The following is a 23,460-nucleotide window of genomic DNA, read 5'->3' as shown; positions in this document are numbered from 1 at the left end:
ACGCCGGGAGTTCAGGTGCTTTTCTGCGCCGCGACCAGCAGGAACACAGGGCGTTCGCGTTCTACTGCCAGTTCTGGGCGCTCCAGCACCTGCTGGTCGGTTGGCCCCCACTCTTCCACGTGCTGTAAAACGAACCCCGTCCGAATCAGACTGTTCAGGTAGGGGCCGATGGTGCGGTGTTGCTTGACCACGTCCTGCGAGAGCCCTGATCGGGTGCGAGGCCCTTCCCACCGGTAACTGTCCACGGGCCAGGTCACTCCACCCTGCCTGTCCGGCAATCAGTCCGTGTGTCTTGCCGCCGTAAATATTGGGTGTTCAACCGAGAACAGGAACCACCCACCGGGGCTCAGGGCCGCGTGAACCTGCCGGAGCAACCCGGTCAGCGCGGCCACATAGTGCAGGGCCAGCGAACTGTAAACCACTTCTAAACCACTTCAAATGACTCCAAGGGAAGATGTAGATCCTCCAGATCCGCCTGCAGGTAAGTAATTCCCGCGTCACTCGTGCTGGTTCGTGCGCGCTCCAGCATGTTCACGGAAATATCGATGCCCGTAACCGCCCGCGCGCCCTGCTCACGCGACCACCGGCAGAACCAACCGAACCCGCGCCCTAGATCAAGTACGCGCAGACCTGTGAGGTCAGGCAGCAGGGCCCGCATGGCCAGCCACTCGGGCGCCCCACTGAGCCCCTGCACACTCCGGCGCATTCGGCTGTACTCCTCGAAGAATGCCGGCTGGTCGTAAATGTTCTGAGGGATACCAGAGTATTTACGGTCGTGGCGTGCCCGGGAAATCGGCCAACTGGCCTAAGGCAGGCACTTCCCCTTGAAAGGCAGCAAAAAAACGCCACCCTGAGTAGCACCGGGGTGGCGTTCTTCTGCTGAAAACGCTGGCGGGCGGGTGTGTCGCTGCTGATGCTTACTTGCGGTAGACCTTGGTTGCGCCGTTGACGGTGCGGATGGTGCCGCCCTCGAAGTCGGCAGCCCAGGCGCCGCTGAGCTGGTACTGGTCGCGGGTGGGGAAGCCGAGGAAGCTGCCCGATCCGCCCAGGCCCTGGTAGGTCTTGAGAACCGCGCCCTGAAGCCAGAAAGTGCCGTACTTCTCAGTGCTGTACAGGGCGCCGCTCTGGAAGAAGCCGTACAGGCCGTTGGTGCCGAAGCTGTTGCCGGGAATGATCTTCTCGTCGCCGGCCGCCCAGCCCAGGCGGGCCGGGGGGCGCGTCCCGTTGCTCTCGGCGTTCGCCAGGGCCAGGTAGCGTTTCAGGATGGCACCGTGCACCGCATAGCTGCGGCTGCTGCCGTTGGCGTGCAGCAGTACACCGTCACCGTAGGCGGCCACGCCGTTAAACTTCTGCCACCAGCCGTCGGCCCAGGGAACAGCGTACGTGGTGGCGTTCCCCAGCGACTCGCCACCCTTCAGGCGGGCATAGGCGTCGGCCATGGCCTGATCGAGGCTGCCGTCCTGCTTCTGGCCGGGTTGAATGGCAGTGTTCGGCGCGGGCTGGGTCGGTGCAGGTTGCGTGGGGGCAGGAGTGTTGGGCGTGTTGGTCACAGTTCCAGTGGCGCCGCCCTGGGCACGGCCCACGCGGAACTGGGCCACGTCCGTAACCCAGCCGTCGGCAGGCAGCGGATTCACGATGATGCTCAGGGCTTTGGCGAGATTCTCCTGACCCTTGACCTTCACCTGCGCGAAGCCCTGCTGCCCGGCAAAGGTGGCGATGTCGTCCAGCGTGAGCTGCTTGGTGCTGGCCAGCGCCAGAACTTTGTCCTGACCGTTCGGGCCGCCCACCGTGAAGGTGTACTTCTGCCCGTCACCGGGAAATACGCGCGTCACGCCCGCCTTCACGAAGTTGCTTTCCTCATAGTTGTTCGGGAAAAACAGATCGATCTCGCCGTTGGCGTTCACGTTAAACAGGTAGACGTAGGCGTCCTGATTGGTCTTTATGCCGACGCTCACGTTCTCGCCTTTGGCGTAAACGGGGTTCTGTTTGCCGCTGGCATCCTTGTTCACCCACACGTCCACGTTCAGCTTGGTTTCCACGGGGTTCACGATGATGCTCTGGGCCGTGATCTTGGCGGGGCTGGCCAGGGCGGCGCCGGTCAGGGTCAGCAGGGCGGTCAGGCTCAGGAGTTTGTTCATGGCGCCACCCTTAAACGCCGAATCTGACCGACGACTGAAAAGAAGTGTGCTGCACGCTTAAATCAAGGTCACCTGAAGGAAAAGGCCGGCAAATGCACGCCGGATGAGCCGGCCTTTATGGGCCGGAGAGAAATCAGGGCAAAGTTGCCCTGTTTCACAATGGCTGAAAAGCGTAAAAACTCCTGTGCATCACTGCCTCAGAGCTTGTCCGCTCCCCACAACAGCAGCGGGGCGAGGAGCAGGGCTGGCATCATGCTGCCGACGCGCACGCGCCGATCCTCGAAGTTCAGGCCGCCCAGCATCAGGTTCCAGCTGATCCCGGCGATCATCAGGCCGCCCACGCCGGTAATCAGCAGGACGTAGGGATTGGTCTTGAGGATGCTGGGGTCGGCCCCGCCGAGCAGCCCGGCGGCAAACGTGCCGGCCAGCAGGCTGATCCCGCCCTGAATGAGCAGCACCGAGAGCGTGCTGAATCCCACACCGATGCCGTAAGCGCCGGCCAGGGCCAGGGCCGCGATGCCGTCCAGCGTGCTTTTCAGGACGTAGGTGCTGGAATCGCCGGTCAGGCCGTTCTGAAGCCCGCCGATCACGGTCATGGGCCCGACGCAGAACAGCAGGCTGGCCGCCACGAACCCCTCCGTGAACCGACCCCCGCCCTTGAAGCGCCGGCGCAGGGTCTCGCCCAGACGTTCCAGAGCCTCCTCTATGCCCAGCGCCTCGCCCAGGATCACGCCGAAGGCCAGGCTCAGCAGGGCCAGCAACACGCCGGGAATATTGCCGCCCTGCACCTTGCCCAGGCTGGCGGCCATATCCAGCGCAATAAACAGCGTGACCAGGCTGAGGGACTGCAGCAGGGTGCGCTGCGTTTTCTGCGGCAGGCGCCCGCCCACGGTGAGGCCCAGAACCGTCCCGATCAGCACAGCCACCACATTCACGAACGTCCCGGACAGTTGCGCAAAAACACTCATTACGAGCGAATGTAAAGCATTCCTGAAGGGCCGCCGGGCGGCCTGTCTGCTCTCGGGCCAGGATTAAAAAAAACCTGACGTTCTCCTGAAAAGGGCTATGGTAAAGTGCCGGCAAGTTGAAACGTGTGACCCGCCACCTTGTTCTGACGCCCCCACCGGGGGGCGCTGCACCGGGCTCACGTGCAACAAACGCCAATCCTGAAAACCTGTGTGGGGCTGCCTTGTGGCGGCCCCATGCGCTTTTTGGAGGTCAGACGTGACGTTAAACGATCAGTTCCGCAGCATGCCCGTTCTGCTCAAGGTCAGCGAAGTGGCGACCTTCACCAGCACCCACGAAAGAACAGTGCGCCGCTGGATCAGGGATGGCCGCCTCCCGGCCGTGGAGCACCCCAGCGGCCTGCGGGTGCCCCGGCGCGCCCTGTGGCGCTTCCTGGGCCTGGACTTCGCGCTGAGCGCCTGACCCTGAATAACGCTGAGCAATGCAATAACGCCGCATTGACCTCGCCCGGTATGCTGCCGCTGTGCAGGATGACCGGCTGACTCTTGAAACTTCACTTCTCCGAGGGGTGGCAGACCTCTTCTTTGCTGCCCTGAACGCCGAGGAAAGGCTGGCCCAGGCGGCACAGGCCCTGGCCCTGGGTTACCCGGATGTGGCAGCCCGCTGGAGTGCAGACCCCCTGGTGCAGGCGGCGGCTTACCTGCGTCTGGGCCAGCCGCTTCAGGCGCTGGCGGTGCTGCCGGAAACCCAGGAAGCCCGCGCGGCGGTGCTGGAGGCGCGGGCGGCCTGGCAACTTCAGCGAAACGATGCCGAACCTGTGGCTGAGAACGCCCGCCGTCTAGCCCGGCAAGTGGGCGATGCCGGAGCCATCACGGCCAGTGCGGCCCTGCTGGGGGAAATGCATCTGCCCGAACCGAGGCAGGCCCTGCGAACGCTGGCCGAGGGACTGAAAGTCGCAGAGATCATTGGCGAGCCGGCAGACGCTTACCTGCTCGCCGTGCTGGCCCACGCCCAGGCCCGCAGCGGCGGCCTGGCGAAAGCCCGGCAAACGGCGCAGAAAGCCTATTCACGCAGCCCGGAGCGCAGTCCAGCCCGCGCGGTCGCCCTGCTGGCCCTGCGCCGCCCCAGGGACGCCGACGAGGTCGCTGCTGCCGGGAAACTGGGCGCGGTGTGGTTCAGGCCCTTTGTCGGCGGAGAGTCTCAGTAATCCGGTGCCTCAGTAACCGGGCGACTCAGTAACACAGTGACTCAGCAACCCGGCGCCACGTCCATCTTGACGGCCCCCACGCCTTCCAGACAGCCAGCCAGTGCCACCAGACGCTCGTCTTGCAGGGCCGGGGCGATGAACTGCACGCCCACCGGCAGGCGCACGCCGTCCACCGTTTCAAAACCAGCCGGGACGCTCAGGGCCGGCAGCCCGGCCAGGTTGATGGCCACGGTGTCCACGTCGGCGGCGTACATGGCGAGCGGGTCGCTGGTCTTCTCTCCACGCCGGAAAGCCGGGAAGGGACTGGTAGGGGTAAGCAGCACGTCGTACTGGCCGAAAGCCGCGCCGAACTCGTCGGCGATCAGGCGGCGCACTTTCATGGCCTTGCTGTAATAGGCGTCGTAGTAGCCGCTCGAAAGAGCGTAGGTGCCGATCATGATGCGGCGCTGCACCTCGCGCCCGAAGCCCTGCTCGCGCGTCAGGGTCATGCTTTCCAGCAGGTCGCTGCCGGCCACGCGCTGCCCGTACACCATGCCGTCATACCGCGCCAGGTTGCTGCTGGCTTCCGGCATGGCGATCAGGTAGTAAGCGGCAATGGCGTACTTCAGTTCAGGGATGCTGACCTCGCCCACCGTCGCCCCGGCGTCTTTCAGGGCCGTTATGGTGCCCTGCAAGGCCTGCTCGACGCCAGGGGTGTTGCCTGCCAGACTCTCGCGGATGACACCTACCCGCAACCCCCGCAGATCTTCCGGTGTGCCCGCCCGGAACTGCGGCGGGGCCGACAAGCTGGTGGCGTCCAGCGGGTCATGCCCGGCCATGACGTTCATCAGCAGAGCCAGGTCTTCGGCCGTGCGGGCAAACGGCCCGATCTGATCCAGGCTGCTGGCGTAGGCCACTAACCCGTAGCGGCTCACGCGGCCATAGGTGGGCTTCAGGCCGTACACGCCCGTCAGGGCCGCCGGCTGGCGCACGCTGCCGCCCGTGTCGCTGCCCAGCGCCACGCTGGTGATGTTGGCCGCCACCGCCACCGCGCTGCCGCCACTGCTGCCGCCCGGCACCCGCGCCCGGTCCCAGGGGTTCAGAGTCGGGCCAAATGCGCTGCTCTCGGTGCTCGACCCCATGGCGAACTCGTCCATGTTGGCCTTGCCGATCACCACTGCTCCGGCGTCCAGCAGTTTCTGCGCTGCCGTGGCGGTGTATGGGCTGACGTAATTCTCCAGAATGCGACTCCCGCAGGTGGTGCGCGTGCCCGCCAGGTTGATGTTGTCCTTGATGACCAGTGGTACCCCGGCCAGCGGCAGCGGCTCACCCGCCTCCACCCGTTTTTGCACGTTGGCGGCCTGATCCAGGGCGTGGTCATTCAGGCTGACCAGGGCGTTCAGGTCACTGGCGCTGGCCCGCTCCAGGGCTTCATGGACGAGTTGAGCCGTGGTGACGTCACGCGCGAGCACGGCACGGACGGTGGAAGCAGCAGAAGCGGGTCTGGACAAAGAGGCGGACATACCGCTCCAGTGTACCGGCAGACGCGAACCCGGCCGAGGATTCAGTTGCGAAGGGAATGCTCAAATTGGGTATCCCAGAACTCTGGCGTCAGAGGCAAAAATAGAAGCTATGAGCGCCGCCAGCGGAAACCTCGTTTCCATCATCGACTGAAAGTGGACGGGTGCTTCTCCTGGGGCTTTGAAAAGAAAATGGGGATAAATCCTGTTCAAAGCTACCTGAAAGAAAAGACGGTACTGGGCAGCGCGGAGTGGATGTGGGTGCTGTTCCCGCCTTCACGCGGGAGGGTGCGATACAGGATCAGACGGGTTTGACCAGCACGCTGTCGCCGGCCCGCAGGCGGGTCTGCATGATCAGGTCCGGCGGCAGCACCAGCTGGGTGCCCAGGTTCGGCCCGCTGCGCAGTGGAAACTGGTAGATGTGGCCCGCCTCGTCGCGCAGCGCCAGCACCTGCGGGTGACGCACCAGGTCTTCTTTCCAGCGCCGGAAGATCAGGTCGTCAATCAGGGCCACGCCGCGCACCTCATGCGTGACCGCCACCACCAGGCGGGCCACGCGCGAGCGCCTTTCCTTGAGCAGGCCCAGCCGCAGGAGCCGCGAAATCAGGCCCCGCGCCAGCGGCTGACTCCACAGGTCACTGACCGGCACCTGCTGCTCGATCTGCCGCAGGACGTGGCGTTCCTCATCCGTCCAGTCCATGGCGTCCAGCCGCTCGGCGTCGGTCATGCGGGCCGGCCCGGCAAAAGGCATGTCCTGCTCGGGCAGGCTGGCCATGGCCTCCAGCGCCAGGCTGTCCACCGTCTGCTTCAGCGCCGGGCTGGGATGGGTGCGCCCCTCGTCAAAATGAAAACGGCCCTGGGGGTCGTTCAGCAGGGCCGCCAGCGCCAGCACCCCCTGCAGACGGCCCAGCTGAAGATGACGTACCAGGCCCTGTTCCAGCCACGCCTCGAAGTCTCCCTGGGGACGGTAGATCGTCAGCAGGCCGGTTTTGCGGTTATCGGCCAGCATGCGCAGAAGCTGCAGGAAATCGAAGTGTTCAAGGCTGGTGGTGTGCGGCATACTGTCTCGCCAGTGTGCGCGTCATCATGTGACACGGTTCTCGCACCAATCGAATATTTTGTATAAAATCTCACAAAAAGCCGACTCTTCCTGCTGCGTGCCGATTCCTTTCTCTCACTCAGCTTCGCAGCAGATGCGAGAAATCCTCGTTCTGAAGGGGTGGCAAGTCCGCGAGCGTCTTTAAGCCGAACTCCAGCAGGAATTTCTCGGTCGTGCCATACAGCAGCGGGTGGCCCAGCGCGTCGCTGCGGCCCACCACCTTGACCAGCTCACGCTCCTGCAGGGTCAGCACCGTGCTGGCACTCGCGCCGCGCATCGCCTCTATCTCTGCTCGCGTGACCGGCTGCCGGTAAGCAATGATCGCCAGCACCTCCAGCGCTGCCTGACTCAGCGGTGGCAGCGGCGGCGGAGCCAGCACCGGGGCCAGGTGCGGCGCGATCTCCGGCGGCACCACCAGACGGTAGCCGCCTGCCACTGCCTCCAGCGTGAAGCCCAGCCCCGCGCCCGCCAGGTGCGTGCCGAACGCCTGCACCGCCCGCAAGGTGGCGTCCTCCCCCAGCCCCAGCAGGCCCGCCAGTTCACCGAGACGCACCGGCCGCCCCGCCGCCAGCAGCGTGGCCCCTATCAACTCGTGTGTGCCGGCCGGGCGCTCTCCCGGCGTCACGTGGTCAACCTCACGCCGCACGCCTCCAGCACCGCCCGCAACCGCGAGACCGGAAATGCCCCCACGCGCAGAATTTGCGCAGCCTCACCTGCGCCGGACGGCAACTGCACCACTGTACTGGCCAGCCCCCCGGCCTCGTCCTGTGCCGACCCCACCAGCACGTCCGCCAGCCCGTAAGCCTGCGCCTGCGCGAACGTGCTGGCCGCCGACTCGCCCGCGCGGTTCAAACTGCTGGTTAGCAGCGGCCCGGTCTCGTGGAGCAGGGCCTGTGCCAGCGCATGATCGGGCACACGTACGCCCACCAGGCCTTCCGGCGCCACCTCCGGCGGGCACCCCTCGCGGGCCGGCGTCACGATGGTCAGCGGCCCCGGCAGCAAATCCAGCAGCGCCAGCAGCGCGGGGCTGGCCTGACAGAACGACAGTGCACTGCTCCGGTTCGCGCAAGACACTTGCAGCGGCTTCCCAGCTTCGCGGCCCTTGCGCCTTACCAGCACCTCCGCGAACGGCGGCAGCACCCCCAGTCCCCATACCGTCTCCGAGGGGTAACCCACCAGCCCCCCCGCCCTGACCACCTGCGCCGCGCGCTGCACCCCGCTTTTGTCCATGCCCATGCTGTTCCCTGACCTTTCAAGCGCACTTGTAAGTTAAGCGCAAGACCAGCGAACTATACTGACTGATATGCCGGTCTACGAATATCGAGTCCGGGACCGCAGTGGCAAGGTCCTGAAATCGCAGATGGAAGCCGAAACGCGCGAGCAGGTTCGGGACGCCCTGCGGGCCAAGAATTTCATGATCGTCGAGATCAAGCCGCCCAGAAGCGGCCTCAACGCCGACATCAAAATTCCGGGGCTGACCGATCGCCCCCCCAAACTCAAAGAAGTCGCCATTTTCAGCAAGCAGCTCGCCACCCTCATCAACGCCGGCGTGCCGCTGGTGCAGTCGCTGTCCATCCTGAACAAACAGATCGAGAACAAAAGTTTCCAGGGCATCCTTCAGAAGATCCGCGTTGAAGTCGAAACAGGTGTGCCCCTCAGCGAGGGCCTGGCGCAGTACCCCAAGACCTTTGATCGCCTCTTTATCAACCTGGTTCGGGCCGGCGAGACGAGTGGGACGCTGGACTCCGTGCTGGCGCGCATCGCCGACTTTCAGGAAAAGCAACTGGCCCTGAATGGCAAGATCAAAAAGGCGCTCACGTACCCCACCATTGTGCTGGTGTTCGCGGTTCTGATCACCTACGGCCTGATCGCCTTCGTGGTGCCGCAGTTCGCGGGGATGCTCAACCAGCAGGGGGCACAACTGCCGCTTATCACACGCGTGGTGATGGCCCTATCGGACTTCCTGCGCGCCTCGCTGCTGTACGTTCTAGTCGGTCTCGTGGGAATCGTGTTCGCTTACCGCTGGTATTACGCCACCAAGGCCGGACGCCACGCCATCGACGACCTCAAGCTGCGCCTGCCGATCTTCGGCAACCTGATTCGCAAGACCGCCGTGGCTTCCTTCGCCCGCACTTTTGGCCTGCTGATGAACAGCGGGGTCAACATCATCGAGTCGCTGGAGATCACCAAGGGCACCGCCAACAACGCCATCGTCGAGGAAACCATCGACACCGCCAAGAGTTTCGTGATGGTGGGCGACCCGATGAGCCAGAGCCTGGCCTCCAGCAAGGTGTTTCCGCCCATGGTGGTCAGCATGATCGCCATCGGTGAAGAGACCGGCTCGCTGGACAGCATGCTCGCCAAGGTCGCCGACTTCTACGACCGCGAGGTGGACGAGGCCGTGGAAAGCATGACGGCGGCGATTGAACCCATCATGATCGTGTTCCTGGGCGGAATCGTGCTGGTCATCATCCTGGCCATGTTCCTGCCGATGATCTCCTTGATGAACAGCCTCATGTAATCGACTCACTCCTATCCAGCTTCCGACTCCCTGCTATGACGCGGGGAGTTTTTTCTTTTCCAAACTTTGAGCCGGCCCAGCAGTGTCAGCCGTGCCTCGGCCTGACGAGGGTCTGACACGGCGTTTCTAATTTAAGCGTGATGAAAAAGATGAAGCTGCCGTTGATGTTCCTGAGCCTGGGCCTGACGCTGGGCGTGACCTCCTGCGCTCCCACCATGAGGGCCGAGGTGAAAGCGGTGAAAAGCGTGGAGTTCAGCTCCATGCCTGTGCCGCAGACCGAAGCCGAGATGCTGGACACCTACAGCACCTCAGTGGCGAAGGTGACCTACGCGGACGGCACCACGAAGGACTTCCCGCTGTCGTACAACGTGCTGTTCAGGAACACCGACCAGACCAACACTGTGAATGGGCAGAAATATGCCGCCGGACAACTGTTCGATTACAAGATGAACCCCATCAAGGATCGTCAGGGCGATAACGTCGTGGCCGAAACGGCGGACGGCACCAGCCTGCTCAACGTGGGCGGTAAGCCTTACCTGGTCAACCACTGGGAGTACGACTGGATTCTGGAAAACGGCGTGGACGCTTACAAGGCCGAGAACTGGTACAGTCGCATGCCCATGACCATGAACGTCACGGCACTGGGCCAGGGCGCGGACGGCAAGCTCAGCGTGGGCAGCCAGACCAGCGTGGATTTTGCCAGCGTGGGTGGCGGCTGGATTTTCTGCTTCGGCGGCCCGACGCCCTGGGGCACGCACCTGGGCGGCGAGGAAGATTACGACCTGTACTTCGTGCCTGGCGAGAAGTCGTACACCACCACACAGGCGGGCCTGAAGGCCATGAGTGAGGTGTACTTCAAGGGTGAAAAGAAGGCCAACCCCTACGATTACGGTTACCCCGTGGAAGTGGCCGTGAAACCCGGCGGCGGCTACCAAGTCACCAAGCACTACGAGATGGGGCGCGGCACCTGGGAAATCGCGCGGTTCGCCGCTGACGGGCGCACCGCCATTTACGGCGACGATGGCGCTTACTCGGGTCTCTTCATGTTCGTGGGCGACAAGGCCAACGATCCCGCAGCGGGCGGCACCATCTACGCCGCGAAATGGAACCAGACCAGCGACCAGAATGGTGGCGCGGCCAACATCTCCTGGATCAGGCTGGGGCACGCCACGCACGCTGAAATCAAGGCCTTGAAGGACAAGGTCAACATCGGCGACATCTTCGAGACCAGCCTGGAAGCCAAGGAAGGATTCAAGCCCACCCGCGCGGGCAGCGCCCAGACCGTGTGGCTGAAACTGAAACCCGGCATGGAGCAGGCCGCTGCGTTCTTCGAGACCCGCCGGTACGCCGCGTACCTGGGGGCCACCACCGAGTTCACGAAGGGCGAGGGCGTGACCTTCAACGAGGCCGACAAGAAGATGTACTACGCCATGAGCCGCATCGAAACCAGCATGAAAGCCGAAGAAGGCGTTCCCGTGGACGATGTGAAACTCCCGGAGAACAAGGCCGGAGCCACGTACACCTTCGAGTTGAAAGCCGGACAGAAAGACACCGAAGGTAACGCCATCAACAGCAATTACGTCGCCACCCGCACCTACGTGGAAGCCGCCCTGCTCGGCAAACCCATCCCAGCCGACGCGAACGGCAACACCGCCGACGTGAATGCCATCGCCAACACCGACAACGTGCATTACAGCGAAGCCATGCGCACCCTGTTCATCGGTGAGGACAGCGGCATGCACGTCAATAATTACGTGTGGGCGTACAACGTGGACACCAGGAAACTGAGCCGCATCCTGTCGGTGGCCGCTGGGGCCGAAGCGACCGGGCTGGGCGTCGTCGAGAACATGAACGGGCACGCCTACATCACCAGCAACAACCAGCACCAGGGCGACTGGATCAGCAGCCAGAACAAGGAACTGACTGCCAAGCTGGAAGCCGCCGCCAAGGCCAAGTGGGGTGCGAACAAGTACGGCGTCCTCAACTACAAGTTGCAGAACAGCGTCGGTTACCTGCACGGTCTGCCCGCCGTGAAGTAAGGGCCGGCACCCGCGTTCAGCAGTCGCAGTCGGTCGGAGTCCGGGGGGGCGGTGGGGGCAACCCTGCTGCCCCTTTCCCACTTTTTGAGGTTATTTGATGCACACGAAGTTCATTGTTTTCGCGGCGCTGGTTTCGGTGGCCGTCCCGCTGGCGGCGCACGCCCAGCTCACCGCCACGTCCACGGTCAAAATGCCGCTGCGGGGGGAACATATTCACCGCGGCACCTTCCCGAATCCTCACGCACATATTCCGGCGCAGTGTTACGTGGAGACCAGTTTCGGCACGCAGAACGCCTGTCAGTACTGCCACACCGACGGGGTGGCGGAAAAAGGCCTGGGGAACAACAACCCACAGGCGGGCGGAAACCCTAACGTCGGGAACCTGCAGGCCGAGTATGCCTTCGGGGTCTTCGATTACCCGCACGTCATCGATTCCAGCGTGAATCCCTGGGAGAACACCCTGCGGCCCGAAGTGCTGGCGCGCGTGGCTGCCTCGCTGGGGGTGAAAGCGCAGGAGTGGGACATGCAGGCTTACGTGCGCCAGGACAACTGGCAGGCCGCCTTCGATAAGCGGGCCAGAACCACCGACTGGGACACCGGCGTGGACTCCCCCATGCGGCTCTTCCCAGCCCTGGCCCCGGCGGATCTGCCGGCCCAGGCGGACGGCTTCGTGCGTTCGGCCTCGCAGGAACGCGGCCTGTTCAACGACGGCCAGGGCTGGGTGACCGGCTGGCGCGCGCTGAACTTCATGCCGTACGGAATTTTCACGCCCCTGGCGGGCAGCGTGTCAGGCGTGTACGTGCGCCTGCCCGCGAAGTTCATGCAGTCCACCGCTGGAAAATTTGACCTGAGCACCTACGAGAAGAACCTCGATCTGGTGCAGCGCAACGCGCAGGACAGGCTGAGCGGCGAGAAAACGTATGTTGGCGCGGCGTCCGGTATTGAAATCGTGCGCGGGCAGTACCCGCTGGGCACCGAGTTCGCGCACCCGCTGCATTACGTGGACGTGCAGGCCGACGGCACCGACCGGAGCATCAGCCGCTTTCCTGGCACCCGCGCCAACCGTGTCAAGGAAATCCGCTGGATGTACAAGCAGCGCGAATGGCACCCCGACGAGTTCGGCCTGGCCCTCAAGGAAGAAAGTGCGCCCGTGTACGCCAACCGCACCCAGGGCTGGATCGAGAACGGCGCAGGCTGGTTGCTCGGCGGCTGGATCGAGGACAAGGGCGGTGCCCTGCGCGCCCAGACGCCCAGTGAACTCACGCAGTGTGTCGCCTGCCACAGCGGAAATGTTCGCCAGAGCGATGTGGGGCAGAACAGCGTCTTTACTTCCGGTACCGGGAACACCGTCGACAGCACCTGGGCCATGGCGCGGCAGTTCACGGGGAAACTCGGCTGGCAGGAAATGAACTACCTGGGCTACAAGGCCAGCGCGTCTGCCGGGGCGGGGGAGACGCCGGGGCACCTGACCACCCCCGAACCCCTGAACCGGGGCAAGAACGTGGGCGAGTACCGTTACTTCCTGGATCACGTGGTGGGCGCGTCTCTGTTCGGCGACATGCCCGCCAGCGTCGAGACCTACCTGAACCGCCAGATTAGCAGGGCCAACGGGTACAGCGCCGACTGGCCCGACCTGCGCACGGAAGTGAGCAAAAACAACCCGCAGGGCGTCAAGGCCGCCCAGGAACTGCGCCAGAGACTGATGCGCGAGTTCACGGCAAAAGGCGAGTACCTGCAAGGCAAGACCATTCGCCCCGAACTGTTCCTGCCGACCCGCCAGGCCGCACTGGAAGGCGCACGCCGTTACCGTCAGGTGGTCGCCACGCAGCGCTACGACTTCGGCAAGGACGTGTTTCCCGAGACGCCCTTCACCCTGCGTTACTTCCGCACGCCCGAAACGGCTTACCCGCACCAGAACGGCACGCCCTACCAAATTGGCGAGGTCATCACCGACCGCCCGGTGGACACCCACGCCCCCAACTTCACCTACGGCATCGGCACCACGCCCACCCTCATCGACGAGGAGAAAACCGAGGCCCAGGGCGGGAATTTCGTGCCCGATTACGTGCCGCTGCTGAAGTGAGTGGGAAGGAGTCGTTGGGGAAAAAAGCTGGGGCATGACGCCCGGAAATCAATCCACCTGCTCGACGAAGAATTGAGCGTCGAGCAGGTGGTTTTTCAGGGCTTGCGGTAGCCACGGCAGGGCGTCTGCGGGAATGTTCTCCGGGTCGAACCAGCCCAGCTCCGAGGTGTTCTCCAGTGGCTGCGGCTCACCGTCCCATTCTCGCACCAGGAAGAAGAAATTCACCCCCTCGGCGCGGCCGTGCAGCCCCTCCACGTCGTACCTGTTCACGCCGATATGCCGCAAATCGGCAGGGTTCACATGTAGCCCTGTCTCCTCGCGCAGTTCACGCGCCGCCGCGTCGGCCACTTTCTCCCGGGTTTCCACCGCGCCGCCCGGCAGGTTCCACCACCCGCTGGCAAAGCGCGTACTCTCACGTCGCCCCAGCAGAATGCGACCTGCCCCATCCTGAACGATGACCCAGACGATTAAATCCACAGCCATGCGCTTATTAGAGCATTTGACAAAAGAACGCAGTGCTTTTGGCCGAGCAAATCGAGTCAATTCAGACGAGCAGAACCGAGAATGGAGCGCTCTGGGGTGTCCTTCCTCAGAGCGCATAATTCGCAGAACTGCTCTAAACGCCAGGAGCACAAAAGAAAACCGGGACGCTCAGGCTTTCAGAGCTTGAACACGCCGCGTTGCTGTGGGTGAACCAGTTCCGTGTACTCCGGGTGCCTGCGAATGTACCCGGCAATGAAAGGGCACATGGGAATCACCCGCTTGCCCTCGGTCTTCACGTTATCCAGGGCGAATTTCGCCAGTTGACTGCCCAGGCCTTCCCCTTCGTGGCCTTGCTCGATTTCGGTGTGCGGCAGCATGACCGCGTCGCCGACAGGGCGGAATTCCGCAAAACCCACCACCTGCCCGCCTTGCAGGATTTCGTAACGGCTTTTCTCGTCGTTTTTCCTGAGTTCAGTCATGCTTGCTCCTCACGCAGTGTTGAGTTTCTGGCCGCCTTCGGCCTGGAAGCCGTTGCGGTGCGTGCCATCACAGAAAGGCTTGTTGCTGCTGCCGCCGCAACGGCACAGGGCCGCGCGGGTGTCCTTGACCTCACCGCCGGGCGTGGCTGAGTCAGGTGCGGCAATGGTCAGGTCACCCCGCAGGAACAGCGGGCCGTTCTCGCGCGCCTCCACGCTGGTGGGTTCGGGTGACTCGGCGGGGCCGTTCTTCAATTCGTAATGCAGGGCGCCCGTGGGGCAACGGCGCACCACCCCGGCAATCTGCTCGGCTGGCGCAGCGTCCGCCCTGATCCACGGTTTTGCCTTCGGGTTGAACACTTGCGGCAGACCACGCACACACGCGGCAAAGTGAATGCAGCGCCCAGCGTCGTAGTAGACGGTGATGTCGTCGTCCGTGTACGCCTTGCCCCAGTGTGACTTCGGGTCAGTCATGCCGTAGTGTAAACCCCATATAAACCCGGTCATGCCACACAAAATGGAAGGCCTCGGGGAGGCATCAACCTCAGGTGAATTCCCGGCTGGCCCACAGGCCCGTGACCAGCATCAGGGCGGTCAGGGCCAGGTGCAGCAGCAGGGGGGCGTGCCAGCCGTGGGTGAGGTCGTGAACCGCGCCGAACAGCACGGGGCCCGTGGCCGCGAACAGGTAACCGCAGCCCTGCGCCACCGCGGACAGGTTGGGGGCTTCGGCGGCGCTCCTGGCACGGTGCGCGATCAGGTACAGCGCCAGCGGAAAGGCGCTGCCCGAGCCGATGCCCAGCAGCAAGGCCCACACCAGCGGGGGAGCACCCGGCGCGAGCAGCAGGCCCAGCAAGCCGGCCGCCACGCAGGCGCTCAGGGCCACGACCAGCGGGCGCACGCTGGGCAACCTGGACGCCAGAATCGGCACGTACAGGCTGAACGGCAACTGCACGATGTTGCCCACCGATAGCAGCAACCCGGCCTGGGTGCTGCTGAGGCCCTGATCGACCAGCAGGCGGGGCAACCAGGTCATCCAGATGAAGAACACCATGCTCTGCGCGCCCATGAACGCCGTGACCGGCAGGGTGGCCGGGTTGTGCCAGATGCTGACGCCCGCAGCGGTTTGTAAGCCCGACCGCTCCGGGCGACCGCGTACCGCGGGCCACCACGCCGCCGCGCCCAGCACGGCCAGCAGCACCCAGAACCCCAGCGCCGCCCGCCACGATCCCTGAAAGGCGTTTCGCAGCGGCACCGAGGCCGCCGACGCGATGGCCGCCCCGCCCACCACCGCCGTGGTGTACAGGCCCGTCATCAGCCCCAGCCGTTCCGGAAAATCGCGGCGCAGCAGGCTGGGCAGCAGCACGTTCACCACTGCAATGCCCGACCCGACCAGCACCGTGCCCACCAGAATCCACGCGAAACTCGGCCCGGTTCGCAGCAGGGCGCCGGTACCAATGACTGCCAGGCACCCCAGGATGACCGCCTCGGCACTGCGCGAACGCACGAACAGCGGGGCCAGCAGCGCGAAGGCGCCCCAGCACAGCAGCGGAACGGACATCAACAGACTGACCGTCGCCGCGTTCACGCCCAGCTCGGTCTGAATCTGCGCCAGCAGCGGCTCGAACGCCGCGATCACCGGACGCAGGTTAAGCGCCACCAGCAGCACGCCCGTGATCAGCAGCAGGGGAGTGGCGCGGTTGCGGGGCGTCACCACCTCGCCCAGCTACAAATCGACATACGCTCAGGGTAAGCGATTTCACGCGCCCAGACGTGGGTTATCTAAATTCAGCGTTCTGCTGGGCCGAACAGCGCAGGTGAACTTCAGGGCCTTGCCACGGGCCGGGGAGGACGTTCCCCCTGACCGCCAGCTTGAGCACCGTCGAATTCTGGCGGTGTCAAAGGCCCGGGACGGTCTGGTCGGGTCGCCTCCAGCCCTGATGGGAGCGAGCGGCTGCGCCACGACCGTCCTGGCCTCCGCCCCTGAATTGTCAGCCCAGCCGGACACACGCTGACACCCTCTGGTATCCTTCCCATTGCGTCACCTGGGGTGCCTTCTGCAACAAGGGGGCTGAGACCATACCCAAGGAACCTGAACCGGGTTATTCCGGCGGAGGGAGCGTGACCGGGCTGTAAAACGAGTGCCCACACCTCTTTCCTCTCGTGACGCGAGGGGGATTTTTTATGCGTAAACTGCTGTTTTCGGCCCTGCTGATGCTGGGCGTGGCAAGTGCCCAGACGACAAATGCCCAGACGACGAATGCTCAGACGACCCTGACGGTGATCACCCACGACAGTTTCGACGTGGACAAGAAACTGGTGGCGCAGTTTGAGAAGGCGAACAACGCGAAGGTGCGCTTCGTGAAGGGCGGCGATGCCGGGGAACTCCTGAACCGCCTGGTGCTGACGCGCCGCGCTCCGCTGGCCGACGTGGTGTACGGGCTGGACAACAGCCTGCTGGGCCGGGCGAAGCAGATGAACCTGCTCACCGCGTACCAGTCTCCGAACCTGAGCAAAGTGCCGGCCGCCTACCGTCTGGACGAGGCGGGGGCGCTGAACACCGTGGATTACGGCTTCGTGGCCCTGAATTACGACCGGGCGGCCCTGGCCAAAACGGGCCTGCCCCTGCCGAAAACGCTGGATGACCTGAAGAAACCCGAGTACGCGAAACTGACGGTGGTGCAGAGCCCCGCCACCAGCAGTCCCGGTCTGGCGTTCCTGCTGGCGACCGTCAATCACTACGGAGAGGCTGGCGCCTGGTCGTGGTGGCGCGAGGCGCGGGCGAACGGCATGAAGGTCACGCGCGGCTGGAGTGACGCCTATTACAAGGACTTCAGCAGAAACGGCGGCAAGTACCCCATCGTCCTGAGTTACGCCAGCAGCCCCGCCGCCGAGGTGTTCTACGCCGACGGCTACAACCCCGCGAAACTGCCGGCGCAGGCTCCCACCGCCAACCTGTTCCTGCCCGGCAGCACCTGGCTGCAACTGGAAGGCGTGGGCATCCTGCGGGGCGCCAGGCAGCCCGCCCTGGCCCGCAAGTTCGTGGATTTCATGCTCGGCAGCGCCGTGCAGGCCGACATTCCCACCCGCATGTGGATTTACCCAGCGGTGAAGGGCACGAAACTCGACCCGGTGTTCAAGTTCGCCGACGAACCCAGACTCTCCGAGGTGAAGCCGGGCCTGACGAGCAACCCGCAGCGCCTGGTCGACGCCTGGGTAAGTCACGTCCTGCGCGCCCGCTGAACCGAAGTGAAGAAGATGGGGCAGTTCTCCTGCCTCATCTTTTCGTCTGCTGTCCGGCTGTGACGTGCTCCGACCAATCCAGCTCCTTGCCTTCCGGAGCTTCTGAAAGGGGGGCGACGTACACCTTGGTGGTGGAGCTTGTTACACCGTGCTGATGAAGGAGACAGAAGGGCCTGGCTCAGGAGCCGCTGCATCGAATGTCCACTTGAACCTGATCCAGAAAGTAACTTCTTTTCCTATTAAGCTGGGAGAGAAGTCCCGCCTCACCTGCGTGCCCGTCCTTCTCGTCCTGTGGAGGTTCGTATGCCCACCCGTCAACGTGTCCAGTGGCTGGCCCTGTTTCCCCTTCCTCTGCTCCTGAGTGCCTGCATGTATATGAGTGGCCCGGCCACCATGCAGGGGCACTCCAGCATGCAGGCGTCCACCATGCAAGCACAGGGCAGCCCGTCTGCCGCGCCGCCACCCACGGCACCGGCAGCGGGTGGCAATCCGCTCGCGTTGAAGTTCGGGCCTCCTGACGCGGCGCGGGGCAAGGCCCTGCACGAGGGCGCTTGCCAGCAGTGCCACGGGGCGGGCGGCGTGAGTACGAAGGCGGACGTTCCCGGGCTGGCCGGGCAGATCACGCCCTACCTGCACCTGCAACTGGCGGCCTTCCGGGCGAAACTGCGGCCCAGCGCGGTGATGCAGGGCGTGGCGGCCAGACTGTCCGATCAGGACATCGCCGACCTGGCGGCGTACTACACGCCGCTGCAACCCGGCCCGGCCTGGAAGGCCGACGCGGACGCCCGCGCCCGGGGCGAGAAACTGTTCCTGAGTGGCGACGCTGGGCGCAACGTGGTGGCCTGCCAGGTGTGCCACGGCGCAGACGGGCGCGGCGTCAGCGACAACGAGGTCGCCAGCGTCACCAACCTCTCGCCCGGGTACGGCCTGAACATCCTGCACGAATTCCGTGACGCGCCCAGTTTTGGCGGCATCGTCGCGCCCGAAGCCATGCGCATTGTCCTGAAACCCCTTTCTGACGGCGACCTGAAGGACCTGGCGGCTTACCTCAGCAGCATGCGCTGACGCCCAGGCTGTTAGGCTGGTTGCTCCGCCCCCTGCCTGAAGCTGCTGTGGGGGCGGTTTTCTTGTGTGGCAGGCGCGGGGGCCAGTCGGCGGGTGACCTCCCGTGGACGCTGGGCCATCCGTCTTCTTTCGGCAAATGCGCTAGATTTTTTGTACCAGATTCAAAAAATTTGCCCTGTTCGCACAAGGAGACGGCCTTGACCCAGCTCGATACCCTGACTGACCCGCAGCGCCGCACGCTGGCCGCCCTGATGGACACCTTTCTGCCCGCCTTGAACCGCCGCGACGATCCGCACGGGTTCTACGCCCACTCGGCCCGGACGCTGGGCGTGCCGGCCGCCGCCGAGGGCGTGATTGCCGACCTGCCCGCCAGCGACCGCGCGGGCCTGCTGGAACTGCTGGACAAATTGCGCTTCGTTCAAAAGCTGGAGCGCACGCCCCTGAAAGTGCGCGAAGGTGTCCTACGCCTGCTGTCGCGCGACCCCCGCGCTGCCCGTGGCCTGGAGGCGCTGCGTCAATTGACGCTGATGCTGGGCTACGCGCAGGTGGGCGAGGACGGCCTGAACCCCACCTGGAAGCAGTTCGCCTACGCCGGCCCGACCTTCCAGGGCGCACAGACCCAGCGGGATTTGACCGTCACCGTGCCGCAAGCCGGGCAGGACATGCACGCGGACGTGGTGGTGATCGGTTCCGGCGCGGGCGGGGGGGTCATCGCCGGCGAACTGGCCGGGCAGGGCCTGAAGGTGGTGGTGCTGGACAGGGGCCGCCACTTTGCGGATGCCGAACTGGGCCAGTCCGAACTGTGGGCCTACCGCAACATCTACTGGCACGGCGGCTTCACCACCACCGCCGACGGCAACGTGTCGCTGATCGCCGGTCAGGCGGTGGGGGGCGGCACCGTGGGCAACTGGATGAACTGCGTCCCGACGCCCGCCGAGGTGCGCCAGGAATGGGCGGGGGCCGGCCTGAGCGGGCTGAACACCCCGGAATTCGAGGGCGACCTGCGGGCGGTGATGCGGCGGATTCAGGCGAACAACGACTGCAGCGAATCGAACGGCACGCACCAGCGCCTGATCGAGGGTTCGCTGCGCCTCGGGTACAGCTTCAAGCGCGCTTACCGCAACGCCGACCCGCGCCTGCACGACCCGCAGCACGCCGGGCACTGCGGGTTCGGGGACGCCACCGGCAGCAAGCAGAGCACCGCCAAAACGTACCTGAAAGACGCCCAGCAGCGCGGAGCCGTCATTGTCGAGGGCGTGAAGGCCGAACGCATCCTGACCCAGGAAGGCGTGGCCAGTGGCGTTCTGGTCGGGGGGCACGCTGCTGGCGAGTCTTCTGCCGACCGCACCCCGCTGTCCTTCACGGTACACGCGCCGCAGGTGGTGGTGGCCTGCGGCGCGTTGGAGACCCCCGCCCTGCTGCTGCGCTCGGGGCTGGGCGGGCCGGCGGTGGGGCAGCACCTGCACCTGCACCCATGCGGGGCGCTGGCTGGCCTGTTCGACCACGATCAGCGGGGCTGGTGGGGAGCCACGCAGGGCACCATCATGGACGAGTTTCAGGGCCGCGCGGGCGGGTACGGGTTTCTGGTGGAAACCATTCAGTACACCACCGGCCTCTACGCGGTGGCGGCCCCGTGGTTCAACGCCGCCGACCATAAGGAACGCATGGCGCAGCAGGCGAACGCCGTAAGCCTCATTCACCTGACGCGCGACCGGGGGGCCGGGCAGGTCACGCTGGGTGAAAACGGCGAGCCGGTCATCACCTACAGCGTCACCGATCCGGTCGATGTCGACAATTACTGGTTGGGTCAGGCGACGGTGGCCCGTATCCTGGAGGCGGCGGGGGCGCACACCATCTATCCCCTGACCGACCGGGCTGAACCGTGGCGGCGCGGCGAAGACCTGGAAGCCGCCATCGGCGAGTGGCGCACCCTGAACATCGGGCAGGGCGGGCACCCGGTTTTCAGCGCCCACCAGATGGGCAGTGCCCGCCTGGGCCGCGACCCGCGCACCAGCGTGGCCGACCCCAGCGGCGAACTGCACGGCGTGCCGGGCGTATGGATCGGGGACACCAGCGCCTTTCCCTCGGCCAGCGGCGCCAACCCCATGTTGACGGTCATGGCACTGGCCCGGCGCACCTCACGCTTCATCGCGCAGCGGGCCAGCGCCGGGCGCCCGTCAGCTTGACGGCCCGCCGCTTTCTGAGGAAACGTCTCTTTGCTGCTGATGGGCGGCCCAGCGTTCACGCAGCGCCCCGAAGTTGCGTTCCAGCTTCGCCTCCAGCGTCACGTACTGCCCGGTGCGGCCGGTGGCGATCAGGTCGCCCAGTTCGCTGGTGGCGCTGATGGTGCAGGTCAGGCGGCGGCCCTCCACGCTTTCTACCGTCGCCACGTGCGTGACCCGCATGCCCGGCAATGCCGAGGCCAGGTGCTGCACCTCCACGAACGTGCCCACGCCTTCCTCGCCCTCTTCCCGAAAAGGCAGCAGCAGTTTGCGCCCGGCTTCCTCGAAGTGCCGGGCAAGCCAGTAAGTCGAGTACACCGGGTGGCCGGGGCCCTGCCCCAGTTCATGAAAATGGACGGTCATGTCGTCGGTGACCAGGATGTCCAGCGTCACGCTGTGGCCCTCAGGGATGGAATGCATCGACGCCCAGTCTAAGGGAAGCCAGTCTAAGGGAAGCCAGTCTAAGGGAAGCCAGTGTAAGGGAAGAGTCCAAGAGAAGGCCGCGCTTTATGGGGGGTGCGTGAGGGGCCGGTGGGGGGAATTGGGCGGCGGGGCATATACGCCAAATGGCGGACATTGTATATTCACGCTGCTCACTACACGAACCGGTGCACGGCCAGCTCATTGGCCCGTGACATCCGGATTCATCCATAGGAGAAATAAGGATATGAAGAAACTGCTCGTTCTCAGTTCCCTGCTGTTCGCCGGTGCCGCCCTGGCCGCCACGCCCGCCGACACTTACGTCATTCAGTCGGCCGGGGACATCCCCACCCTCGACCCCGAGTCTGCTTACGACACGGCCTCCTCCGGCATTATTGCCAACCTGTACGAGACCCTGGTGTCCTACCCCGGGGCCAGCCTCACCAAGCTGGAGCCCCGCCTGGCGACCAAGTGGAGCATCACCAACAACGGCAAGACCTACACCTTCGACCTGCGCAAGAACGTCAAGTTCCACAACGGCGACACCTTCACCTGCGCCGACGCCGAGTACACTTTCCGCCGCAACCTGGTGATCAACGGCGGCGAGTCGGGCCAGTGGTTCCTGAGCGAAGGCCTGCTGGGCACCCCCAGCAACGGTAAGGACGACAAGAGCGTCACCTGGGCCAAGATCAGCAATGCCGTGAAGTGCAACGCTGCCGGCCAGCTGGTGTTCACGCTGCCCAAGGTCGACCCGGCCTTCCTGGCCAAGCTGGCCTTCCCCGGCCAGGCCATCGTCAGCAAGGAGTACACCACCAAACTGAACGACTGGAGCGGCACCGAGAAGGACTGGCAGTCCTGGGCCGGCAAGGAAATGCAGGGCAGCGACCTGAGCAAGAAGCCCAACGGCACCGGCCCCTACCGCATGGTGCGCCAGGATGCCAATACCATGCTGTTCACCGCGTTCGACGGCTACTGGGGCAAGAAACCCAGCATCAAGAACGTGATCCGCCAGAAGGTGCCCGAACTGGCTGCCCGCCAGCAGGCGCTGCTGCGCGGCGACGCCGACCGCATCGAGGGAGCCAGCCGCACCGTCGACGAAGCCCAGATCAAGGGCAAGCCCGGCATCACCTGGGTCGACGACCTGCCCAACACCTCCGCGCCCGCCATCTTCATGAACTGGAACATCAAGGGCAAGGACTACATCGGCAGCGGCAAGCTGGACGGTAAGGGCATCCCCGCTAACTTCTTCACCGACGTGAACGTGCGCCGCGCCTTCAGCTACGCCTTCAACTACGACCAGTTCGCCCAGGACGTCTACAAGGGCAAAGCCACCCAGCGCACCATGGCCCTGCCCGACAGCTTCCCCGGTTACAACGCCAAGGTCAAGAAGTACGAATTCGACCCCAAGAAAGCCGCCGAAGCCTTCAAGAAGGCCTGGGGCGGCGACGTGTGGAAAAACGGCTTCGTGCTGAACGCCGCCTACCGCGCCAACACCCCCACCTCGCAGATCGCGCTGGAAATCCTGAAGAAGAACGTCGAAGCGATCAACCCCAAGTTCAAGATCAACATCCAGCCCAAGCAGTGGAGCGACCTGCTCAAGGAACGCAACGCGGGCGAACTGCCCATGCTGTTTATCGGCTGGGCACCCGACTACGCCGACCCGGACAACTTCATCAACACCTTCTACGGCAGCAGCGGCTTCTACGCTTCGGGCTCGGCCATCAAGGACGCCCAGATCGACGCCTGGAACGAGCAGGCCCGCACCAGCGTGAACGCCACCATCCGCAACAACCTGTACACCAAGATCGGTAACCGCGCCTATGACCAGGCGCTGTACATTCTGATGCCGGCGCCTGTGGCCTGGATCTTCTACAGTGACCGCCTTAGCGGTGAAGGCCTGACCAAGGCCACCTATAACCCCATGACCGACCTGGAGTGGAGCGGCCTCACGAAGAAGTAAGCCTTAAGAAAGTCTGAGGCTTTAAAAGGCCAGGGCTTCACG

The 23,460-nt window shown here is 64.6% G+C and carries 22 protein-coding genes and 1 riboswitch; of the genes, 9 read left to right on the top strand and 13 right to left on the bottom strand.

Annotation, left to right across the window (positions count from 1 at the left end; genetic code table 11):
- Positions 1 to 11: 11 nt before the first annotated feature.
- The 4 genes from E5Z01_RS19740 to E5Z01_RS04555 form a co-directional block, all read right to left on the bottom strand.
- Positions 12 to 257 (bottom strand): hypothetical protein, encoded by a 246-nt coding sequence (locus tag E5Z01_RS19740; RefSeq protein WP_205750464.1) that lies wholly within the window; start codon positions 255 to 257, stop codon positions 12 to 14.
- A 167-nt stretch (positions 258 to 424) separates the two neighbouring features.
- Complete coding sequence (locus E5Z01_RS19735) at positions 425 to 706, bottom strand: class I SAM-dependent methyltransferase (protein WP_205750463.1); 282 nt, start codon at positions 704 to 706, stop codon at positions 425 to 427.
- A gap of 211 nt (positions 707 to 917) precedes the next feature.
- Entirely contained in the window at positions 918 to 2,138 is a 1,221-nt protein-coding gene (locus E5Z01_RS04560; protein ID WP_135228291.1) for a DUF4384 domain-containing protein, read from the bottom strand.
- Between the two features lie 197 nt (positions 2,139 to 2,335).
- On the bottom strand, positions 2,336 to 3,106 hold the full coding sequence (locus E5Z01_RS04555; protein WP_135228290.1) for a DUF554 domain-containing protein: 771 nt from the start codon (positions 3,104 to 3,106) through the stop codon (positions 2,336 to 2,338).
- Between the two features lie 256 nt (positions 3,107 to 3,362).
- Between E5Z01_RS04555 and E5Z01_RS04550 the strand changes: the two genes are divergently transcribed.
- A complete protein-coding gene (locus E5Z01_RS04550) occupies positions 3,363 to 3,566 on the top strand; it encodes a helix-turn-helix domain-containing protein (RefSeq protein ID WP_167757767.1) in 204 nt (67 codons plus the stop codon).
- A gap of 106 nt (positions 3,567 to 3,672) precedes the next feature.
- Positions 3,673 to 4,311 (top strand): hypothetical protein, encoded by a 639-nt coding sequence (locus E5Z01_RS04545; protein WP_135228289.1) that lies wholly within the window; start codon positions 3,673 to 3,675, stop codon positions 4,309 to 4,311.
- A gap of 41 nt (positions 4,312 to 4,352) precedes the next feature.
- Here the strand turns inward: E5Z01_RS04545 and gatA are convergent, their stop codons facing one another.
- The 4 genes from gatA to E5Z01_RS04525 form a co-directional block, all read right to left on the bottom strand.
- Positions 4,353 to 5,813: an Asp-tRNA(Asn)/Glu-tRNA(Gln) amidotransferase subunit GatA gene (gatA, locus tag E5Z01_RS04540; RefSeq protein ID WP_167757766.1), complete on the bottom strand. Its 1,461-nt coding sequence runs from the start codon at positions 5,811 to 5,813 to the stop codon at positions 4,353 to 4,355.
- A 298-nt stretch (positions 5,814 to 6,111) separates the two neighbouring features.
- On the bottom strand, positions 6,112 to 6,870 hold the full coding sequence (locus E5Z01_RS04535) for a DUF4388 domain-containing protein (RefSeq protein WP_135228288.1): 759 nt from the start codon (positions 6,868 to 6,870) through the stop codon (positions 6,112 to 6,114).
- A gap of 118 nt (positions 6,871 to 6,988) precedes the next feature.
- Complete coding sequence (scpB, locus tag E5Z01_RS04530; RefSeq protein ID WP_240738185.1) at positions 6,989 to 7,555, bottom strand: SMC-Scp complex subunit ScpB; 567 nt, start codon at positions 7,553 to 7,555, stop codon at positions 6,989 to 6,991.
- Positions 7,531 to 8,145, bottom strand: coding sequence for an L-threonylcarbamoyladenylate synthase (locus E5Z01_RS04525; protein ID WP_167757765.1), 615 nt, complete (start codon positions 8,143 to 8,145; stop codon positions 7,531 to 7,533). The genes scpB and E5Z01_RS04525 overlap by 25 nt, the downstream gene beginning before the upstream one ends.
- Positions 8,146 to 8,212: 67 nt before the next feature.
- Here E5Z01_RS04525 and E5Z01_RS04520 point away from each other — a divergent pair, with 67 nt between their 5' ends.
- From E5Z01_RS04520 to E5Z01_RS04510, 3 genes are all read left to right on the top strand, one after another.
- Positions 8,213 to 9,430 (top strand): type II secretion system F family protein, encoded by a 1,218-nt coding sequence (locus E5Z01_RS04520; protein WP_135228287.1) that lies wholly within the window; start codon positions 8,213 to 8,215, stop codon positions 9,428 to 9,430.
- A gap of 140 nt (positions 9,431 to 9,570) precedes the next feature.
- Positions 9,571 to 11,469: an alkaline phosphatase PhoX gene (locus E5Z01_RS04515; RefSeq protein ID WP_135228286.1), complete on the top strand. Its 1,899-nt coding sequence runs from the start codon at positions 9,571 to 9,573 to the stop codon at positions 11,467 to 11,469.
- 97 nt (positions 11,470 to 11,566) lie between these two features.
- Complete coding sequence (locus E5Z01_RS04510) at positions 11,567 to 13,552, top strand: hypothetical protein (RefSeq protein WP_135228285.1); 1,986 nt, start codon at positions 11,567 to 11,569, stop codon at positions 13,550 to 13,552.
- Between the two features lie 48 nt (positions 13,553 to 13,600).
- On the opposite strand, the gene E5Z01_RS04505 is transcribed toward E5Z01_RS04510, so the two are convergent.
- The 4 genes from E5Z01_RS04505 to E5Z01_RS04485 all read right to left on the bottom strand — a co-directional run bounded on the left by E5Z01_RS04505 (position 13,601) and on the right by E5Z01_RS04485 (position 16,222).
- A complete protein-coding gene (locus E5Z01_RS04505; protein ID WP_135228284.1) occupies positions 13,601 to 14,035 on the bottom strand; it encodes an NUDIX domain-containing protein in 435 nt (144 codons plus the stop codon).
- A gap of 176 nt (positions 14,036 to 14,211) precedes the next feature.
- A complete protein-coding gene (locus E5Z01_RS04495) occupies positions 14,212 to 14,514 on the bottom strand; it encodes a GNAT family N-acetyltransferase (RefSeq protein ID WP_135228282.1) in 303 nt (100 codons plus the stop codon).
- 9 nt (positions 14,515 to 14,523) lie between these two features.
- A complete protein-coding gene (locus E5Z01_RS04490; protein WP_135228281.1) occupies positions 14,524 to 14,985 on the bottom strand; it encodes a (4Fe-4S)-binding protein in 462 nt (153 codons plus the stop codon).
- A 70-nt stretch (positions 14,986 to 15,055) separates the two neighbouring features.
- Positions 15,056 to 16,222, bottom strand: a complete 1,167-nt coding sequence (locus tag E5Z01_RS04485) for a CynX/NimT family MFS transporter (RefSeq protein ID WP_135228280.1) — start codon at positions 16,220 to 16,222, stop codon at positions 15,056 to 15,058.
- 322 nt (positions 16,223 to 16,544) lie between these two features.
- A riboswitch (TPP riboswitch) is annotated at positions 16,545 to 16,645 on the top strand.
- Between the two features lie 47 nt (positions 16,646 to 16,692).
- Between E5Z01_RS04485 and E5Z01_RS04480 the strand changes: the two genes are divergently transcribed.
- The 3 genes from E5Z01_RS04480 (at position 16,693) to E5Z01_RS04470 (ending at position 21,002) form a co-directional block, all read left to right on the top strand.
- Positions 16,693 to 17,751: a thiamine ABC transporter substrate-binding protein gene (locus tag E5Z01_RS04480; protein ID WP_135228279.1), complete on the top strand. Its 1,059-nt coding sequence runs from the start codon at positions 16,693 to 16,695 to the stop codon at positions 17,749 to 17,751.
- A 303-nt stretch (positions 17,752 to 18,054) separates the two neighbouring features.
- Positions 18,055 to 18,816, top strand: coding sequence for a c-type cytochrome (locus E5Z01_RS04475; protein ID WP_240738184.1), 762 nt, complete (start codon positions 18,055 to 18,057; stop codon positions 18,814 to 18,816).
- Positions 18,817 to 19,013: 197 nt separating this feature from the next.
- Positions 19,014 to 21,002, top strand: coding sequence for a GMC family oxidoreductase (locus tag E5Z01_RS04470; protein WP_240738183.1), 1,989 nt, complete (start codon positions 19,014 to 19,016; stop codon positions 21,000 to 21,002).
- Here E5Z01_RS04470 and E5Z01_RS04465 read toward each other — a convergent pair.
- A complete protein-coding gene (locus E5Z01_RS04465; protein WP_135228278.1) occupies positions 20,994 to 21,458 on the bottom strand; it encodes a thioesterase family protein in 465 nt (154 codons plus the stop codon). The genes E5Z01_RS04470 and E5Z01_RS04465 overlap by 9 nt on opposite strands.
- Before the next feature lie 247 nt (positions 21,459 to 21,705).
- Between E5Z01_RS04465 and E5Z01_RS04460 the strand changes: the two genes are divergently transcribed.
- A complete protein-coding gene (locus E5Z01_RS04460; protein WP_135228277.1) occupies positions 21,706 to 23,418 on the top strand; it encodes an ABC transporter substrate-binding protein in 1,713 nt (570 codons plus the stop codon).
- Positions 23,419 to 23,460: the final 42 nt, after the last annotated feature.

It is taken from the genome of Deinococcus fonticola, assembly GCF_004634215.1.
GTDB lineage: Bacteria > Deinococcota > Deinococci > Deinococcales > Deinococcaceae > Deinococcus > Deinococcus fonticola.
This window is presented reverse-complemented; position numbering and strand designations above follow the sequence as displayed.

Excerpts from the sequence above, each read along its gene's own strand:
- E5Z01_RS19735 (WP_205750463.1), bottom strand. The coding sequence starts at position 706 with ATGCGCCGGAGTGTGCAGGGGCTCAGTGGGGCGCCCGAGTGGCTGGCC.
- E5Z01_RS04560 (WP_135228291.1), bottom strand. The coding sequence starts at position 2,138 with ATGAACAAACTCCTGAGCCTGACCGCCCTGCTGACCCTGACCGGCGCC.
- E5Z01_RS04555 (WP_135228290.1), bottom strand. The coding sequence starts at position 3,106 with ATGAGTGTTTTTGCGCAACTGTCCGGGACGTTCGTGAATGTGGTGGCT.
- gatA (WP_167757766.1), bottom strand. The coding sequence starts at position 5,813 with ATGTCCGCCTCTTTGTCCAGACCCGCTTCTGCTGCTTCCACCGTCCGT.
- E5Z01_RS04535 (WP_135228288.1), bottom strand. The coding sequence starts at position 6,870 with ATGCCGCACACCACCAGCCTTGAACACTTCGATTTCCTGCAGCTTCTG.
- E5Z01_RS04525 (WP_167757765.1), bottom strand. The coding sequence starts at position 8,145 with ATGGGCATGGACAAAAGCGGGGTGCAGCGCGCGGCGCAGGTGGTCAGG.
- E5Z01_RS04520 (WP_135228287.1), top strand. The coding sequence starts at position 8,213 with ATGCCGGTCTACGAATATCGAGTCCGGGACCGCAGTGGCAAGGTCCTG.
- E5Z01_RS04515 (WP_135228286.1), top strand. The coding sequence starts at position 9,571 with ATGAAAAAGATGAAGCTGCCGTTGATGTTCCTGAGCCTGGGCCTGACG.
- E5Z01_RS04510 (WP_135228285.1), top strand. The coding sequence starts at position 11,567 with ATGCACACGAAGTTCATTGTTTTCGCGGCGCTGGTTTCGGTGGCCGTC.
- E5Z01_RS04505 (WP_135228284.1), bottom strand. The coding sequence starts at position 14,035 with ATGGCTGTGGATTTAATCGTCTGGGTCATCGTTCAGGATGGGGCAGGT.
- E5Z01_RS04495 (WP_135228282.1), bottom strand. The coding sequence starts at position 14,514 with ATGACTGAACTCAGGAAAAACGACGAGAAAAGCCGTTACGAAATCCTG.
- E5Z01_RS04490 (WP_135228281.1), bottom strand. The coding sequence starts at position 14,985 with ATGACTGACCCGAAGTCACACTGGGGCAAGGCGTACACGGACGACGAC.
- E5Z01_RS04480 (WP_135228279.1), top strand. The coding sequence starts at position 16,693 with ATGCGTAAACTGCTGTTTTCGGCCCTGCTGATGCTGGGCGTGGCAAGT.
- E5Z01_RS04475 (WP_240738184.1), top strand. The coding sequence starts at position 18,055 with ATGCCCACCCGTCAACGTGTCCAGTGGCTGGCCCTGTTTCCCCTTCCT.
- E5Z01_RS04465 (WP_135228278.1), bottom strand. The coding sequence starts at position 21,458 with ATGCATTCCATCCCTGAGGGCCACAGCGTGACGCTGGACATCCTGGTC.
- E5Z01_RS04460 (WP_135228277.1), top strand. The coding sequence starts at position 21,706 with ATGAAGAAACTGCTCGTTCTCAGTTCCCTGCTGTTCGCCGGTGCCGCC.